The following is a 15,661-nucleotide window of genomic DNA, read 5'->3' on the forward strand; positions in this document are numbered from 1 at the left end:
CGTCGCTGTTCGCGTCTGTGTGGGGAGTGGCTCGGGGCCGGGGCGGCTAGAAGCCGCCGGTTTCGAGCTCGTGGTCGATGAGCGCGATCAGGCGCTCCCGGATCGACTCCACCGGGATCAGGTTGATGACCTCGTTGAAGAATCCGCGGACAACGAGGCGGCGGGCCACGTCCTCCGGGATGCCGCGCGACAGCAGGTAGAACAGCTGGTCATCGTCGAAACGGCCCACCGTGGCGGCGTGGCCGGCGCCGGCGATCTCGCCGGTCTCGATCTCCAGGTTGGGCACCGAGTCGGCGCGGGCGCCCTCGGTGAGCAGGAGATTGCGGTTGAGCTCGTAGGTGTCGGTGCCCGATGCCGCGGCGCGGATGAGCACGTCGCCCACCCAGGCGGTGCGCGCGTCGGTCTTGCCGGAGCCCGGCTCGCCCTGGAGCGCGCCCTTGTACATGACGTTGGAGCGGCAGTTCGGCACGGCGTGGTCGACGAGCAGGCGCTGCTCGAAGTACTGGCCGGCGTCGGCGAAGTAGACGCCGAGCAGCTCGGCGTCGCCGCCGGGGGCGGTGAACTTCACGCGGGGGACGACGCGGACCACGTCGCCGCCGAAGGTGGCCACGGAGTGGCGCAGGACCGAATCGCGGCCCAGCGAGGCGTGGTGGCCGGACAGGTGCACGGCGCCCTCGTCCCAGTTCGCCAGGCTGACGACGGCCAGCCGACCGGCGTCGCCGACGACGAACTCGACGTTGTCGGCGTGGACGCCGGTGCCGCGGTAGTCGAGGATGACGACCGCTTCGGCCTGCTCGCGCACGTCGATGACGATGTGGCCGTAGGAGACGTTGCCCTCTCCCGGGCCGTCGACCGTGACGGTGACGGGTCCGCCGGACAGGGCGCCCTTGCCGAAGGTGACGATGGTCGCCTGCTCGAAGGACGAGTAGGCCTGCGCGGCGACGCGATCGGTGGGCGTGCCGGCGCGGCCGAGGCGCTCGTCGTCGCGGCCCACGGTTTCGACGGTGACGCCCTCGGCGTCCGCGCCCTCCACGGTGATGGCGGCGGCGACGGGGTCGCCGGCGGTGCCGTCGTGGAGGCCCGCGAGGCGGCGCAGCGGGGTGAAGCGCCACTCCTCGTCGCGGCCGCGGGGGACCGCGAAGTCCTCGACGTCGAAGGAGGCGAACACGTCGCCCTTGTTGGCCAGCACCCGGCGCTTGTGCTCGGACTGGCCCTCGTTGGTGATAACGCTGGTCATTGGATTAACCGACCGAACCTTCCATCTGCAGTTCAATGAGGCGGTTGAGCTCGAGGGCGTACTCCATCGGGAGCTCCTTGGCGATGGGCTCGACGAAGCCGCGGACGACCATGGCCATGGCCTCCTCTTCCTCGATGCCGCGGCTCATCAGGTAGAAGAGCTGGTCATCGGAGACCTTGGAGACGGTGGCCTCGTGGCCGAGCGTGACGTCGTCCTCGCGCACGTCGACGTACGGGTACGTGTCCGAGCGGGAGATCGTGTCCACCAGCAGCGCGTCGCACTCGACGTTGGAGTGGGAGTGCTTGGCGCCCTTGTTGACCTGCACCAGGCCGCGGTAGGCGGCGCGGCCGCCGCCGCGGGCGACGGACTTGGACACGATGTTCGACGACGTGTGCGGCGCCATGTGCACCATCTTCGCGCCGGTGTCCTGGAACTGGCCCTCGCCGGCCATGGCGACGGACAGAACCTCGCCGCGGGCGTGGGGGCCGGTCATCCAGACGGCCGGGTACTTCATGGTGACCTTGGAACCGATGTTGCCGTCGATCCACTCCATGGTCGCGCCCTCTTCGGCCTTGGCGCGCTTGGTGACCAGGTTGTAGACGTTGTTCGACCAGTTCTGGATCGTCGTGTAGCGGCAACGGCCGCCCTTCTTCACGATGATCTCGACGACCGCCGAGTGCAGCGAGTCCGACTTGTAGATCGGCGCGGTGCAGCCCTCGACGTAGTGGACGTAGGCGTCCTCGTCGACGATGATCAGCGTGCGCTCGAACTGGCCCATGTTCTCCGTGTTGATGCGGAAGTAGGCCTGCAGCGGGATGTCCACGTGGACGCCCTTGGGCACGTAGATGAACGAGCCGCCGGACCAGACGGCCGTGTTGAGCGCGGAGAACTTGTTGTCGCCGGCCGGGATGACGGAGCCGAAGTACTCGTGGAAGATCTCCGGGTGCTCCTTGAGCGCGGTGTCCGTGTCCAGGAAGATGACGCCCTGCTCCTCCAGGTCCTCGCGGATCTGGTGGTAGACGACCTCGGACTCGTACTGCGCGGCGACGCCGGCGACGAGGCGCTGCTTCTCCGCCTCGGGGATGCCGAGCTTGTCGTAGGTGTCCTTGATGTCCTGCGGGAGATCCTCCCACGTCTGCGCCTGCTTCTCGGTGGAGCGGACGAAGTACTTGATGTTGTCGAAGTCGATGGTCGACAGGTCCGCGCCCCACGTGGGCATGGGCTTCTTGTCGAAGATCTCGAGTGCCTTGAGACGCGTGTTCAGCATCCACTCGGACTCGTTCTTCTTCGCGGAGATGTCGCGGACGACGGCCTCCGACAAGCCGCGCTCGGCGGCGGCGCCGGCGGCGTCGGAATCGTGCCAGCCGTACTGGTAGGCGCCGATCGAGTCGATGATTTCCTCGTCGGTCTGCGGTGCCTGCACCTTCGCGGATTCGTTCTGGGCGAGGGTCATTGTCCGCTCCTTTCTGCTGGTGCGTGGGTGGTGACTGGGGTCAGGGGGATGTTCGTCGTGCAAATCCCGTTTCCGTCGGCGATGGTCGCCAACGGCTGGGTGTGCTGCCCCAGCAGATTACTGACCGCCTCATGTTCGGCGGCGCACAGCTGGGGGAAGTCCTGCGCGACATGGCTGATCGGGCAATGGTGGTGGCAGATCTGGACGCTGCCGGTCGTCTCGCTGACCGTCGCCGCGTAACCGTGGCGGCGGAAAGCGGTGACGACCGCCCCGACGACGTCGTCGAGGTCGGTCTCTCCGCCCACCGGCTCGATGCCGGCGAGGATCTCGGCGACCCGCCGCCGCGCGAACGCGGAAACGGCGGCGTCTCCCCCGGCGTCGCGCAGCGCGTCGAGCGCCGCGGCGGCAAGGGAATCGTAGGCGTGCCCGAACTTCGCCCGGCCGTCGTCGGTGAGCCGGAAGGACTTCGCTGGCCGGCCGCGGCCGCGGGGGCCGGTGGCCGGTGCGGGCGCGGTCTCGGCGAGACCTTCGTCGACGAGGATGTCGAGGTGCCGGCGCACTCCTGCGGCCGACAGCCCGAGCTCCTCGGCGATGGTTCCCGCCGAGGCCGGATTGTGTTCGAGCAGCGCGAGCAAGATCCGGCGGCGCGTGTCTCCGTCGCCGCCCTTGGTGGACGTATCGTCGTTGGCCATGCCGCTGGTTCACCTCCCGTGTGAGTGGGCGTCCGGTTCGCGTGAGCGTTTCGGGGCCCGGTCGTGGTCCGCACCCGGTGGCTGCCGGGTATTAGACAACACGAGTGTTCCGTAAATCGGCCCAGATGTCCAACGTCATGGCCCCGCGTGTCATGGGCCGGCACCGTTCCCGCGGCCGCGGGCCGCCTTCGGCCGATCGGCGGTCGGGGGCCGCTAGACTTGCCCCGTGCCCGAGACTCCCCTCCGCGGCGGCGCCGCCCACTGGATCATCGACGCGTTGCCGCGCATCGGCCGCGCCGGTTCGCGGTCGGCGTCGCTGCACCGCGGCACCGAGTCTCCCCTGGCGTTCCGCGTCGATCATCGCGAGCTGCGCCGTTTCACGTGGCTGCGGTGGCTGGGCACGCTCGGCGCGATCCTCGTCCTCGTCGGCGGCGTCGGGGCGGGCGCGACCCCGGTGGTGGGCAACGTCTTCTGGGAGACTCCGGTCGGTTCGATGCTCGGCCGGATGCTCATTTCGTCGACGATCGTCACGTTCACGGGCATCGGGATGCTCATCGCGGCGTGGCTCGGCGTCGGCGCTTTCGTGGCCTCGGGCGCGCGGACCCGCGTGACGTCGGTGGACACGGGCATGCTGGTGCGCACCTTCGCGGCGTGGGTGATCCCCCTGATCTTCACCGCGCCGCTGTTCACCCAGGACATCTATTCCTATTTGGCGCAGGGCGCCGTCGTCGACCGCGGCATGGACCCGTATGCGGCGGGCCCGGTGGAGTTGCTGGGCACCGAGGACCCGCTCGCCCGCTCCGTGCCGTTGATCTGGGCGGACTCCCCCAGCCCGTATGGCCCGACGGCGATGGTGGTGGCGTGGGCGATCGCCGCGGTCACCGATGACGCCGTGCTGCCGTCGGTGTTCCTGCATCGCGCGGTGTCGGTGGCGTCGCTCTACGTCGTGGCGTGGGCGCTGGTCCGCCTGGCGCAGCGCTGCGGCGTCAGCCCGCAGTTCGCGTTGTGGCTGGGCGTGCTCAACCCGCTGACGCTGCTGCATCTGGTCGGCGGCGTGCACAACGAGGCCCTGCTGCTGGCGTTCCTGCTCTCCGGCATGGAGCTGTGCCTGGTCGCGCTCCACGGCAAACCAATCCCCGGCACACCGGACGATCCCGTCGAGCCACGCTCGCCCGCCTTGAGCCGCAACGGCTGGCTGCTTTTCGCGGCCGGCGTGGCGCTGATCGCCATGGCCGGCATGGTCAAGGTGACGGGTTTCGTGGCCCTCGGGTTCGTGGGCATGGCCCTGGCGCGCAGGTTCGGCTTTACGACGATGGCCGTGGCCCGCGCAGCGGCCGTCACCGCGGCCACCGCCGCGGCAACCATCGTGGCCTTCTGCCTGGCCTCGGGGCTGGGCTTCGGCTGGATCACCAGCCAGGGCGGCGCGGCGACGGTGCGGTCGTGGATGTCACTGCCCACGCTGCTGGGCATCTCCTCCGGATTCGCCGGTCGCGTGCTGGGCATCGGCGACGTCTCCGAGGCCGCGCTGTCGCTGATCCGGGGCCTGGGCATCCTGCTGGCGGCGGCGTGGCTGCTGCGCATGCTCTGGGCGACGTTCCGGGGCCGCATCCACCCGCTCGGCGGTTATGGCCTGGCCATGTTCGCGATGGTCCTGCTCTTCCCGGTGGTCCATCCCTGGTACCTGCTGTGGGCGCTGGTGCCGCTGTCCGGCTGGGCCGACCGTTCCCAGTTCCGCGTGGCCGTCGTGGCCTACTCCGCGATTTTCAGCCTCACGGTCCTGCCGCGCGGCCTCGGCCTGCCGCCGGGGACCGTGCTGCAGATCTATCTCGGCTCCATCGCGGCCTTCGTCGCCTCGATGGCGATCATCCTCGCCATCGCCTGGCGCACGAAGGTTTTCCGGCTGCGCTGACGGCCCATCGGCGGCGCGGCCGCCCGGGGAGCCGACGGTCCGTCGTCAAGCGCCCCGCCGGGCCCCCGCCCCCGGGGCCTGGCCTAGGATGACCAACCGTGACCAGGAACACCGACTCCCCGGCGCTGCTGCTGCGCGGCGTGACCAAACGCTTCGGCGACGTCACCGCCGTCGACGGGCTGGATCTCTCCCTCGCCCGCGGCCGCGTGCTCGCCCTGCTGGGCCCCAACGGCGCCGGCAAGACCACCACCGTCGAGATGTGCGAGGGCTTCGTGCGCCCCGACGGCGGCGAGGTCCGCGTCCTGGGCCTCGATCCCATGCGCGACACGGATGAGCTGCGCACGCGCATCGGCATCATGCTGCAGGGCGGCGGGGCGTACCCGGGCGTGCGCGTCGGGGAGATGGTCGAGCTGGTGGCCTCCTACTCCGCGGATCCGCTGGACGTGGATTGGCTTCTCGACGTCGTCGGCCTCACCCGTCACCGGGGCACGTCGTACCGGCGCCTGTCCGGCGGCCAGCAGCAGCGGCTGTCGCTGGCGTGCGCGCTGGTCGGTCGCCCCGAGCTCGTGTTCCTCGACGAGCCGACCGCCGGCCTGGACGCGCAGTCGCGCCTGGCCGTGTGGGACCTCGTGTCCTCGTTGCGCCGCGACGGCGTGACCGTCGTGCTGACCACGCACCTGATGGACGAGGCCGAGGCGCTGGCCGACGACGTCCTCATCATCGACCGCGGCCGCGCCGTGGCGTCGGGCACCACCGCCGACATCACCGGCGGTACCTCGACCCAGGCGACTGTCGTCGAGTTCGACCGAGCGATCGACGTCCGGGCGTTGGCCGCGCACCTGACCGTGCCGGGCGGCCGGGCAGTCGACGTCGACGCCACGGCCCCCAACCGCTACCGGGTCACCGGCGCTGCGACTCCGGAGGGCATCGCCGCGATGGCCGGTTGGTGCGCCGACCAGGGCGCGTTGATCACGGAGCTGCGCGTGGCCCGCCGCAGCCTCGAGGACGTCTTCCTGGACATCACCGGCCGAGAGATGAGGAGCTGACATGGCCCCGACCACCCGCTTCCCCGAGGGCACCTTCGCCCCCGCGCCGAAGCGCGCGCCGATGGGCCGCGTCCTCGCGTCGCAGACGAAGCTCGAGTCGACGCTGATCTGGCGCCACGGCGAGCAGATGCTGTTGACCATGATCATCCCGCTGGCGATGCTCGTCGGTTTCACGCTCGTGCCGGTGCTCGACCGCGAGGCCCCCATCGTCTCGGTGTTCCCGATGGTGCTGGCCGTGGCCACGATGTCCGCCGGGTTCACCGGCCAGGCCATCGCCGTCGGCTTCGACCGGCGGTACGGGGCTCTCAAGCGCATCGGCGCATCGGCCTTGCCGAAGTGGGGCATCATCGCCGGCAAGGCGGGTGCGGTGGCGATCATGGTCACCGCGCAGTTCCTCATCTTCTCCGCCGCGGCGCTGGCGCTGGGCTACCGCGCCCCCGTCGCCGCCTTCGCTCTGGCCTACGTGGTGACCATGTTGGGCACCACCGCCTTCACCGCCATGGGGTTGCTGATGGGCGGCACGCTCGGCGCGGAGCTGATTCTCGGCCTGGCGAACCTGATCTGGTTCGTGCTGCTCGGTGCGGCGACGTTCGTGGCGGTCGGCCCGGAGCTCGGCGACGGTGCCCGCACGGCGCTGACCCTGCTGCCGTCGGTGGCGCTCACCGAGTCGCTGATCGCCGCTTTCGACGGCCGGTTGGCCTGGTACCCGCTGGCCGTCCTGGCCGCCTGGGGCCTGGCGTGCGCGATCGCCGCGACACGCCTGTTCAGGTTCGAGGCGAAGGGGGATTAGCCGGGGCCACCGGGTAGGCTTGTGAGACGTGAGCGACGCCGACCGTAAACTCCCCCTGTCCTTTCTGCCGTTGCCGACGATCGGCGCGCAGAAGATCATCGCCCTGCTGGTGCTCATCGCGCAGGCGGGCATCGCGGTCACCGGTTCGGTGGTGCGCGTCACCGGCTCCGGCCTCGGCTGCGACACGTGGCCGCAGTGCCACCCCGGCAGCTTCACCCCGGTCGGCGGCGCCGCGCCGTGGCTGCACCAGGCCATCGAGTTCGGCAACCGCCTGCTGACGTTCGTGCTCGTCGCCCTGACCCTGGCGCTGTTCCTGGCGGTGCTGCGCGCCGGCCGCCGCAAGGCGATAGTCGTGCTGGCGTTCCTCAACGGCCTCGGCGTCATCGTCCAGGCGATCATCGGCGGCATTTCGGTGCTCGTCGATTTGAAGTGGTACGCCGTCGCCCTGCACTTCCTGCCCTCCATGGCTCTGGTCTGGCTGGCGGGAATGGCGTGGGTGAAGATCCAGGAGCCCGACGACGGCCACGAGGTCCGCGTCTACGCCCGCCCGCTGCGCCAGCTCGCTGCGGCGTCCGGTCTCGCGCTGGTCGCCACCCTGGTCACGGGCACGATGGTCACCGGTGCCGGCCCGCACGCCGGCGACGCCTCGGTGCTGCCGGAGGATCGCCTGCAGTTGCCGATCGCCGAGCTGTCCCACGTCCACGCCGGCTTCATGTACCTCTACCTCGGTTTGTCCGTCGGCCTGGTCTTCGGCCTCATCGCCCAGAACGCGGAGCCCGCGCTGCGCAAGTGGGGCTGGTGGCTGGTGGCGCTCATCGCCGCGCAGGGCGCCGTCGGCATGGTCCAGTACTGGTCCGGCGTGCCCGAGGCGCTCGTGCCCGTCCACGTCGCGGGCTCCGGTGCGCTGACCGCCGTGACCGCCATCGTGTGGCAGCTGGGCTGGCGCCACGCCGGCGGCACGGCCACCGCCACCGGCTCCCCCGCCGGCGATGCGGAGTACAACTCCCATTCCGCGAGGGTGACCGCGTAGGATCTCGGGGCCGCCGTTTCGCCGGTAGCCTGGCCGCATGCGCGGCATCATCATCGAATCCTTCGGCGGCCCCGAACAGCTCGACTTCCGCGAGGACCTCCCCGACCCCATCCCGGGCGACGGGGAGGTCCTCGTTTCCGTCGGCGCGGTGGGCGTGAATTTCACCGACGTCTACCAGCGCGAGGGCATCTACCCCCGCCCCCTGCCCTTCACCCCGGGGTCGGAGGGCGCCGGGGTCATCCGCGACCTGGGCCCCGGCGTCGCGGGCGGCCCGGACGGCTGGTCCGTCGGTGATCGGGTCGCATGGTGCAACGCCCCGGATTCCTACGCCGAACTCGTCGCCGTGCCCGCCGATTCTCTCGTCGCCATTCCGGATTCCATCCCCGACGACGTCGCCGCGTCGATCCTCCTGCAGGGTTTGACGGCGCATTTCCTGGTCCACGACGTCGGGCGCCTGTGCCCCGGTAACACCGTCCTGCTCACCGCCGGCGCCGGCGGGGTGGGCCTGCTGCTCACCCAGTTGGCCGTTGCCGCGGGTGCGCGGGTGGCCACCATCGTGTCCTCCGACGAGAAGGCGGCCCTGTCGCGCGACGCCGGCGCCGAGCTGGTCCTGCACTACGACGACGACGTCCCCGCGCGCATCCGCGACTGGACCGGCGATCGCGGCGCAGACGATCCCGGGGTCGACGTGGTCTTCGACGGCGTCGGCAAGGCCACCTTCGACGTCTCGTTGCAGTGCGCCCGCGTCCGGGGCCTCGTGGCGCTCTTCGGCGCCGCGTCGGGAGCCGTGCCGCCCATGGATCCCCAGCAGCTCAACCAGCACGGCTCGCTTTTCCTCACCCGACCGCACCTGCGCCACTTCATCCGCGACCGTGCGGAGCTCTCCCATCGCGCCGGCGAGGTGCTCTCCCGCATCGCCGATGGCACGCTGCGGGTCCGCGTCGGGGACCGTTTCCCGCTTGACGACGCCGCCGGGGCGCACCGCGCCCTCCAGTCGCGGGCCACGACCGGGTCGCTGGTGCTGCTGCCCTGAGCCGGGCACGAGAAAACCGGGCACGAGAAAGCCGGGCACGGCAAAACCCCTCCCGGACCGCGAAGGTCCGGGAGGGGTTCGTCGTCAAGCGAAGGCGCGTGGGGGGATGGCAGGGCTAGAAGCCGGCCATCTCCGCGATGGTCTGCAGGCCGAGCACCGCGTCGACGGACAGGCCGACGCACACCAGGGCGAGGTAGTTGTTCGACAGCAGGAACAGCTTCATCGGCTTGATCTCGCCGCCGGCCTTCACGGACTTGTGCAGCGCGACGGCGCCCCACATGAACCAGACGCCCGCGAGCACCGACACCGCCAGGTAGACCCAGCCGGCGGCCGGGATCAGCAGGAAGGTCGTCAGCACCGTCGCCAGGGTGTAGGCGATGATGCGGACCGTGACGTACAGCGGCGGGCGGACGACGGGCATCATGGGCACGCCCGCGGCCTCGTAATCCTCGCGGTACTTCAGGCCCAGCGCCCACGTGTGCGGCGGGGTCCAGAAGAAGATGACCAGGAACAGGACGATGGCCTGCCACCAGTGGAACCAGCCCGTGACGTCCGGCGCGTTGTCCGTGATGACAGCCCAGCCGACCAGCACCGGCATGCAGCCCGCCGCGCCGCCCCACACCACGTTCTGGTCCGTGCGGCGCTTCAGCCACATGGTGTAGACGAAGACGTAGAACGCGATGGTCAGCAGGATGAACACGCCCGCCAACAGCGAATTGCACAGCAGCCACAGCCACAGGAAGCTGGCCACCGTCAGCACCGAGCCGAAGATCATGGCGTTGCGGTTGCTCACCGACTGACGGGCCAGCGGACGCTTGCGCGTGCGGTTCATGACCTTGTCGATGTCCGAATCGGCGACCATGTTGAACGTGTTCGCCGCGGCGGCGCCCATCCAACCGCCCACCAGGGTCAGCAGAATGAAGCCGACGTGGACCTTGCCGCGGTCGGCCTGCAGCATCGCCGGAATCGCGGCGACCAGAAGCAGTTCGATAACCCGGGGCTTGGTCAGCGCCACGTACGCCTTGACGGTGTCCAGCAAAGGGGGTCCTCTCGCATGAGTTGAAGCTCCAACCCAATCGGTCGGGCGGAAGGCCGGAAAAGTTCCCGGACCCGCGCGACGTCACGGAAACGGCCGGGCGGGCGAACGCGTCAGCGCCGACAACCCGGGACCCGGCAATGGTAGCGCCTGACCGATGCCCCGGCGGGCACCGGGGCCGCGTGCCGCGCGGCGGCTCGGCTCCGGCGCGATCGGGCGGCTTCGCGCTGTTGCCAATAGTTCCCGCGCGCGGGGCCCGGAATTGCCGCGCGCTAGGCATACAATGAAACGGAAAATCATTCGCGAGCGAGAACCAGGAGCATCTATCGTGACCCTCTCCCCCGAGCTGCAGGCCCGCGTCGAGCGGAATTACCCCTCGGATTGGACCGACCTGGACACCCGGGCCGTCGACACCGTCCGAGTGCTGGCCGCCGATGCCGTGCAGAAGTGCGGGTCGGGCCACCCCGGCACCGCCATGAGCCTCGCGCCGCTGGCGTACACCCTGTACCAGCGCGTCATGCGCCTGGACCCGCAGAACCCCAAGTGGGCCGGGCGCGACCGCTTCGTGCTGTCCTGCGGCCACTCCTCGCTGACCCAGTACATCCAGCTGTACATGGCCGGTTTCGGCCTCGAGCTCGACGACATCAAGTCCCTGCGCACCTGGGGCTCGCTGACCCCGGGCCACCCGGAGTACGGCCACACCGACGGCGTCGAGATCACCACGGGCCCGCTGGGCCAGGGCCTGGCGTCCGCCGTGGGCATGGCCATGGCCGCCCGCCGCGAGCGCGGCCTGTTCGACCCGGAGGCCCCCGCCGGCCAGTCGCCGTTCGACCACTTCGTCTACGTCATCGCCTCCGACGGCGACGTCCAGGAAGGCGTCACCGCCGAGGCGTCCTCGCTGGCCGGCACCCAGCAGCTGGGCAACCTCATCGTCTTCTGGGACGACAACGGCATCTCCATCGAAGACGACACCACCATCGCCTTCACCGAGAACGTCGCCGACCGTTACCGCGCCTACGGCTGGCAGGTCATCGAGGTCGACGGCGGCGAGGACGTCGCGGCCATCGAGCGCGCCGTGGCGGAGGCCAAGGCCGACACCGGCCGCCCGACCTTCATCCGCGTGCGCACCGTCATCGCCTACCCGGCCCCCAACGCCATGAACACCGGCGCCTCGCACGGCGCCGCGCTGGGCGACGAGGAGCTGGCGCTGATCAAGAAGGAGCTCGGCTTCGACCCCGAGCAGACCTTCGAGGTCTCCGACGAGGTCATCGCCCACACCCGCGCCGTCGCTGAGCGTTCCGACGCCGACAAGAAGGCCTGGGGCGAGGCCTTCGACGCGTGGGCCGAGGCCAACCCGGAGCGCAAGGAGCTCTTCGACCGCCTGACCGCCGGCGAGCTGCCCGAGGGTTACGCCGACGAGCTGCCGACGTGGGAGCCCGACGCCAAGGGCGTCGCCACCCGCAAGGCCTCCGAGGCCGCGCTGCAGGCCCTGGGCAAGACCCTGCCGGAACTGTGGGGCGGCTCGGCCGACCTCGCCGGCTCCAACAACACCGTGATCAAGGGCGAGCCGTCGTTCGGCCCGAAGGAGATCACCACCGACACGTGGACGGCGACCCCCTACGGCCGCAACCTGCACTTCGGCATCCGCGAGCACGCCATGGGCTCGATCCTCAACGGCATCGCGCTGCACGGCGGCACCCGCCCCTACGGCGGCACGTTCCTCATCTTCTCCGATTACATGCGCCCGGCCGTGCGCCTGGCCGCGCTGATGGACATCTCCCCCATCTACGTGTGGACGCACGATTCCATCGGTCTCGGCGAGGACGGCCCGACGCACCAGCCGATCGAGCAGCTGGCCTCGCTGCGCGCCATCCCGGGCATGACCACCCTGCGCCCGGCCGACGCGAACGAAACCGCCGCCGCGTGGGCCGCCGCGCTGGAGGGCCCGTCCGGCCCGAAGGCCCTGGCCCTGACCCGCCAGAACGTCCCGGTGCTCGAGGGCACCAAGGAGAAGGCCGCCGAGGGCGTCCGCCGCGGCGCGTACGTGCTCGCCGACACCGAGGGCGGCGCCCCCGACGTCATCCTGATGGCCACCGGCTCCGAGGTCCAGATGGCCGTGGAGGCCGCAGGCGTGCTGGCCGGCGAGGGCATCAAGGCCCGCGTCGTGTCCGCCCCGTCGCTTGACTGGTTCGATCAGCAGGACGAGGAGTACCGCGAGTCGGTGCTTCCGAAGTCGGTCCGCGCCCGCGTGTCCGTCGAAGCCGGCATCGCGATGCCGTGGCACAAGTACCTCGGCGACGCCGGCCGCGCCGTGTCCATCGAGCACTTCGGCGCCTCCGCCCCGTACCAGCGCCTGTTCGAGGAATTCGGCATGACCACGGAGGCCGTCGTCGCGGCCGCCCGCGAGTCCGTCGAGGCCGCGAAGTAAGCGCCACCCGCCCCATCGGGGTCCCCACCGCCGGGGCCCACCGCCGCCCCGGCCCGCCGTCGAGCGCGCCGGGGCGGCGGCCCCTTTTCGGCGGTAACGTGGACGGCGCACGTCCGCGACCACGGCCGCACCCGGCCCACGAGCCGCATGCGCCGCACAAGCAACGAACAGAAGGAAAGTGCACTGATGACCAACCCGAATCTCGACGCCCTCGCATCCGCCGGTACCTCGGCATGGCTGGACGACCTCTCCCGTCAGCGACTCGACGGCGGTGAGCTGAAGTCCCTGGTCGACGACTACGCCGTGGTGGGCGTGACCACCAACCCGGCGATCTTCTCGTCGGCCATGACCACCGGCGACGCCTACGACGCCCAGCTGCGCGAGCTGGCCGCGTCCGGCGCCGACGCCGCCGAGACCGTGTTCACCATGGCCATCGACGACGTCCGCCGCGCCTGCGACGAGCTCGCGGACGTCTCCGCCCGCAGCGGCGGCGCCGACGGCCGCGTCTCCATCGAGGTGGACCCGCGTTTCGCCGACGATTACGACGAGACCATCGCCCAGGCCCGCCAGTTGTGGGAGCGCGTGGGCAAGTCCAACGCCATGATCAAGGTCCCCGCCACCGACGCCTCGCTGCCCGCCGTGTCGGATGCGCTGGCCGACGGCATCTGCGTCAACGTCACCCTGATCTTCTCCCTCGAGCGCTACCGCCAGGTGGTCGACGCGTTCATCACCGGCATCGAGCGGGCCAAGGAAAACGGCCACGATCTGTCGAAGATCCACTCGGTGGCGTCCTTCTTCGTCTCCCGCGTCGACTCCGAGATCGACAAGCGCCTGGAGGCACTCGGCGGCGACGCGCTGGCGCTGCGCGGAAAGGCCGGCGTGGCCAACGCCCGTCTGGCGTACCGCGAGTTCGAGCGTTCCTTCGGCGCCGACGCCGAGCGCTGGGCCCCGCTGTCCGCCGCCGGAGCCAACGCCCAGCGCCCGCTGTGGGCGTCGACCGGCGTCAAGAACCCGGACTACCCGGCCACCCTGTACGTCACCGAGCTCGCCGGCCCGCACACCGTCAACACCATGCCGGAGAAGACCCTGCGCGCCACCGCCGACGCGGACCTCGACGGCGTCACCGACACGCTGTCGGGCCAGGGCGACGAGGCTCAGACCGTCATGGACGGCATCGCCGCCGCCGGAGTCGACCTCGACGACGTGTTCGCCGTCCTCGAGCGCGAGGGCGTGGAGAAGTTCGTCGACAGCTGGCAGGAGCTGCTCGACTCCATCGACGGCCGCCTGCGCGAGATCCGCGGCTAGTTCGGCACCGAGCCGGCGATCGCGGCCGGGCCCCGACGGGCCCGGCCGCCGCCGTGCATCCGGGCCTCCGCGTCCCCTCCGTACCGATCACCTCCCCGAAAGAACCCTTCAGTGACATCTGACATCTCCGGCGCGATCGCCGACGATTGGTCCAATCCACTGCGCGACCCGCAGGACAAGCGACTCCCCCGCATCGCCGGTCCCGGCGGCATGGTCATCTTCGGCGTCACGGGCGACCTCGCCCGGAAGAAGCTCCTGCCGGCCATTTACGACCTGGCCAACCGCGGCCTGCTGCCGGCGTCGTTCGCGTTGGTCGGCTACGGCCGCCGCGAGTGGACCAAGGAGTACTTCGAAAACTACGTCCGCGAAGCCGTCGAATCCGGAGCGCGCACGCCGATCCGCGAGAACGTGTGGCAGCGCCTGGCGGAGGGCATCCACTTCGTGCAGGGCACCTTCAACGATGACGAGGCCTTCGACCGGCTGGCGGACAAGCTCGCCGAGCTCGACGCCTCCCGCGGCACCGCCGGCAACTGGGCGTACTACCTGTCCATTCCGCCGGACAACTTCCCCGACGTCTGCCATCAGCTCGACCGCGCCGGCCTCGCGCAGGCGGGCCCGGACAATTGGCGGCGCGTGGTCATCGAGAAGCCCTTCGGCCACGACCTCGAGTCCGCCCAGGAGCTCAACCAGATCGTCAACTCGGTCTTCCCCGAGAAGTCGGTGTTCCGCATCGACCATTACCTGGGCAAGGAGACCGTCCAGAACATCCTGGCCATGCGTTTCGCCAATCAGCTGTTCGACCCGCTGTGGAACTCGCATTACGTCGATCACGTGCAGATCACCATGGCCGAGGACATCGGGTTGGGCGGCCGCGCCGGTTACTACGACGGCATCGGCGCCGCCCGAGACGTGATCCAGAACCACCTGTTGCAGTTGCTGGCCCTGGTGGCCATGGAAGAGCCCGTCGCCTTCACCCCGGAGGAGCTGCAGACCGAGAAGATCAAGGTGCTGCGGGCCACCGAGCCTGTCCGCCCCCTGTCGAAGACCACCGCCCGCGGCCAGTACTCCGCCGGGTGGCAGGGCAGCCACTACGTCAAGGGGCTGCGCGAAGAGGACGGTTTCGATCCGGAGTCGATCACCGAGACGTATGCGGCGTGCACGCTGCAGATCAATTCCCGCCGGTGGGCGGGCGTGCCGTTCTACCTGCGCTCCGGCAAGCGCCTGGGCCGCCGCGTCACCGAGATCGCCCTGGTCTTCAAGTCCGCGCCGCACCTGCCGTTCGCCGACACCATGACCACGGCGCTTGGCCAGAACGCCATGGTCATCCGCGTCCAGCCGGACGAGGGCGTGCTCATGCGCTTCGGTTCGAAGGTCCCGGGCTCCACCATGGAGGTCCGCGACGTCAACATGGACTTCTCCTACTCGGAATCGTTCACCGAACAGTCGCCGGAGGCCTACGAGCGCCTGATCCTGGACGCGCTCCTCGACGAGGCGAGCCTCTTCCCCACCAACGAAGAAGTCGAGTTGTCCTGGAAGATCCTCGACCCGGTCATCGAGTACTGGGGCAAGCGGGGCCGCCCCGACGAGTACCCGGCGGGCACGTGGGGCCCGGAGTCCGCCGATCGGATGCTCGAGCGCGAAGGCCGCACCTGGCGCCGTCCCTGACGGGCGGGACAGGCAAGCAGGGATTTTGGGAAAGGAA

At 70.3% G+C, this 15,661-nt stretch carries 12 protein-coding genes; 8 read left to right on the top strand and 4 right to left on the bottom strand.

The window, feature by feature from the left end; genetic code table 11:
- Positions 1 to 46: 46 nt before the first annotated feature.
- The 3 genes from sufD to CX1_RS10670 are packed head-to-tail and all read right to left on the bottom strand — an operon-like array spanning position 47 to position 3,382.
- The gene (gene sufD, locus CX1_RS10660; RefSeq protein WP_046650948.1) at positions 47 to 1,237 is read right to left on the bottom strand and encodes a Fe-S cluster assembly protein SufD; all 1,191 of its coding nucleotides are present in this window, start codon (positions 1,235 to 1,237) and stop codon (positions 47 to 49) included.
- Between the two features lie 4 nt (positions 1,238 to 1,241).
- Positions 1,242 to 2,690 carry a Fe-S cluster assembly protein SufB gene (gene sufB, locus CX1_RS10665; protein ID WP_046650947.1) on the bottom strand — a complete coding sequence of 483 codons (1,449 nt, stop codon included), beginning with the start codon at positions 2,688 to 2,690 and terminating at the stop codon, positions 1,242 to 1,244.
- Positions 2,687 to 3,382, bottom strand: a complete 696-nt coding sequence (locus CX1_RS10670; protein WP_060925660.1) for a helix-turn-helix transcriptional regulator — start codon at positions 3,380 to 3,382, stop codon at positions 2,687 to 2,689. Before CX1_RS10670 ends, sufB begins: the two co-directional genes overlap by 4 nt.
- Before the next feature lie 226 nt (positions 3,383 to 3,608).
- Here CX1_RS10670 and mptB point away from each other — a divergent pair, with 226 nt between their 5' ends.
- The 5 genes from mptB (at position 3,609) to CX1_RS10695 (ending at position 9,190) form a co-directional block, all read left to right on the top strand.
- Entirely contained in the window at positions 3,609 to 5,291 is a 1,683-nt protein-coding gene (mptB, locus tag CX1_RS10675; RefSeq protein WP_046650945.1) for a polyprenol phosphomannose-dependent alpha 1,6 mannosyltransferase MptB, read from the top strand.
- A 98-nt stretch (positions 5,292 to 5,389) separates the two neighbouring features.
- A complete protein-coding gene (locus tag CX1_RS10680; protein ID WP_046650944.1) occupies positions 5,390 to 6,337 on the top strand; it encodes an ABC transporter ATP-binding protein in 948 nt (315 codons plus the stop codon).
- Between the two features lies 1 nt (position 6,338).
- The gene (locus tag CX1_RS10685; RefSeq protein WP_046650943.1) at positions 6,339 to 7,127 is read left to right on the top strand and encodes an ABC transporter permease; all 789 of its coding nucleotides are present in this window, start codon (positions 6,339 to 6,341) and stop codon (positions 7,125 to 7,127) included.
- Between the two features lie 28 nt (positions 7,128 to 7,155).
- Positions 7,156 to 8,157, top strand: a complete 1,002-nt coding sequence (locus tag CX1_RS10690) for a COX15/CtaA family protein (RefSeq protein ID WP_046650942.1) — start codon at positions 7,156 to 7,158, stop codon at positions 8,155 to 8,157.
- 37 nt (positions 8,158 to 8,194) lie between these two features.
- Positions 8,195 to 9,190, top strand: a complete 996-nt coding sequence (locus CX1_RS10695) for a quinone oxidoreductase family protein (RefSeq protein WP_060925661.1) — start codon at positions 8,195 to 8,197, stop codon at positions 9,188 to 9,190.
- A gap of 115 nt (positions 9,191 to 9,305) precedes the next feature.
- On the opposite strand, the gene CX1_RS10700 is transcribed toward CX1_RS10695, so the two are convergent.
- Positions 9,306 to 10,226, bottom strand: coding sequence for a heme o synthase (locus tag CX1_RS10700; protein ID WP_046650955.1), 921 nt, complete (start codon positions 10,224 to 10,226; stop codon positions 9,306 to 9,308).
- Between the two features lie 328 nt (positions 10,227 to 10,554).
- On the opposite strand from CX1_RS10700, the gene tkt reads away from it, so the two are divergent.
- The 3 genes from tkt to zwf all read left to right on the top strand — a co-directional run bounded on the left by tkt (position 10,555) and on the right by zwf (position 15,624).
- Positions 10,555 to 12,654 (top strand): transketolase, encoded by a 2,100-nt coding sequence (tkt, locus tag CX1_RS10705; RefSeq protein ID WP_060925662.1) that lies wholly within the window; start codon positions 10,555 to 10,557, stop codon positions 12,652 to 12,654.
- Positions 12,655 to 12,840: 186 nt separating this feature from the next.
- A complete protein-coding gene (gene tal, locus CX1_RS10710) occupies positions 12,841 to 13,959 on the top strand; it encodes a transaldolase (protein WP_060925663.1) in 1,119 nt (372 codons plus the stop codon).
- Between the two features lie 111 nt (positions 13,960 to 14,070).
- On the top strand, positions 14,071 to 15,624 hold the full coding sequence (zwf, locus tag CX1_RS10715; RefSeq protein ID WP_046650940.1) for a glucose-6-phosphate dehydrogenase: 1,554 nt from the start codon (positions 14,071 to 14,073) through the stop codon (positions 15,622 to 15,624).
- Positions 15,625 to 15,661 lie beyond the last annotated feature (37 nt).

The organism is Corynebacterium xerosis NBRC 16721 = ATCC 373, assembly GCF_001552415.1.
Classification (GTDB): Bacteria; Actinomycetota; Actinomycetes; order Mycobacteriales; family Mycobacteriaceae; genus Corynebacterium; species Corynebacterium xerosis.

Bases quoted from the DNA above. Each gene is read 5' to 3' on its own strand.
- sufB (WP_046650947.1), bottom strand. From the start codon at position 2,690: ATGACCCTCGCCCAGAACGAATCCGCGAAGGTGCAGGCACCGCAGACC.
- sufD (WP_046650948.1), bottom strand. From the start codon at position 1,237: ATGACCAGCGTTATCACCAACGAGGGCCAGTCCGAGCACAAGCGCCGG.
- CX1_RS10695 (WP_060925661.1), top strand. From the start codon at position 8,195: ATGCGCGGCATCATCATCGAATCCTTCGGCGGCCCCGAACAGCTCGAC.
- CX1_RS10670 (WP_060925660.1), bottom strand. From the start codon at position 3,382: ATGGCCAACGACGATACGTCCACCAAGGGCGGCGACGGAGACACGCGC.
- CX1_RS10685 (WP_046650943.1), top strand. From the start codon at position 6,339: ATGGCCCCGACCACCCGCTTCCCCGAGGGCACCTTCGCCCCCGCGCCG.
- tal (WP_060925663.1), top strand. From the start codon at position 12,841: ATGACCAACCCGAATCTCGACGCCCTCGCATCCGCCGGTACCTCGGCA.